The sequence below is a fragment of the Mesorhizobium sp. M7D.F.Ca.US.004.03.1.1 genome (genome assembly GCF_003998635.1).
GTDB lineage: Bacteria > Pseudomonadota > Alphaproteobacteria > Rhizobiales > Rhizobiaceae > Mesorhizobium > Mesorhizobium loti.
The window spans coordinates 1-1,201 of record NZ_RZQG01001330.1 but is presented as its reverse complement, the minus strand read 5'-3'; the positions used below and the strand labels follow the sequence as shown (position 1 = coordinate 1,201).

Annotated in this window: 1 protein-coding gene and 1 pseudogene; one reads left to right on the top strand and one right to left on the bottom strand. The window is 66.4% G+C overall.

The genetic code is table 11. The features are described 5' to 3' along the window. Positions 1-514 (top strand): annotated as a pseudogene (locus EN935_RS36805) (NIPSNAP family protein); the annotation flags it as partial. On the opposite strand, the gene EN935_RS36800 reads toward EN935_RS36805, so the two are convergent. Next, positions 511-1,201, bottom strand: a 691-nt coding sequence (locus EN935_RS36800) for an alpha/beta hydrolase (protein ID WP_164771722.1), incomplete at its 5' end; no start/stop codon positions are given. The pseudogene EN935_RS36805 and the gene EN935_RS36800 overlap by 4 nt on opposite strands.

Below are 1,201 nucleotides of genomic sequence, written 5' to 3'. Positions count from 1 at the left end.
GGTCTGGGCGGCGCACAGCCATGCCGCCAATGCGACAATGATCGATTCCGACGATGTGCTGCCGCTCAAGCCGGCTTGGCCGGGCGCCGGCTTCGACCTCGCGGGCGCGCAGCGGCCAAGCCTGGGCACCGACGAAAAGCCCATTCGAAACAAGCCGCTGCCTGGCATCGTTGTCATCGAGATTCATCATTTGCAGCCCGGCACGGAGGTTGATTTCGCCAATCGCTTCGAGGCTGAGACGGCGTGCCTGACGACGGCAGACGCACGTCTGCTCGCTGCTTTCGTTACGGAGCACGCCGAAAACAGTTTTCCGCGCCTGCCGGTACGGGCTGATGGAAACGTCTTCCTGTCCGTCACCGGCTTCGACAGCGCAGAGGCGCATGCCCACCACCAGGCCGCCCTCGCCGCCTCACCGGTATGGCAGGCGTTTTGGCAGGCCGCGCGGCTCGGCCTGACCAAACCAACGGAGACTTTGCGGCTGTCGCCCACATCGCAATCGTTGGTCGGGCGTTAGACTTCAAATGCCTTGAGGATGGCCTTTGCGACAAGGGCCGGATCTTCCCAATGCGGGTTGTGGCCACAGTTCTCGGCGCGGACAAAGATGGCTCCGGGAAGAGCGGATTGCAACGCTTGCTGGTGCGCCTCGCCGAACAGCGGGTCGCACGCGCCGGCGATGATCAGCGTCCGGGCCTGCACGGCTCGCGCCGCGTCGGTCAGATCGGCGCGGCGGATTTCCTCGAGAATCGCGCGCCAGCGCGGCGCCGGCATCGCCGAGGCGTCTTTCGCCAGGCCGGCGAGAAAGGCTGGGGGCACGCCGGGTCGGCAGGCATGCCACCAGGCGTAGAACGGATCGGCCGGCGAGATCGGGTCGCGCAGCGCCTGAACGCCCGCAACCAGCGGATGATCCGGCGCGAAATCGGGCTTCAACGTGCCGGCCAGGACCACCAGCCCGCCGATCAGCTCCCTGTGTCGCCCAGCCAATGCGATAGCCACCATGGCGCCCAGAGAATGGCCGACGACGACCGGCTGGTCGAGCCGCAAGCGCAGGATCAGCCCGGCAATATCGTCGGCGAAATCGGCGATGCCGCAGTTCTTGCCCGTTTGCGAGGCGCCGTGGCCGCGCAGATCCGGCATGATCAGCCGACGGCCGGCCAGATATGGCGCCAGAAGCGAAAAACTGCGGCTGGTATCGGTGAAGCCG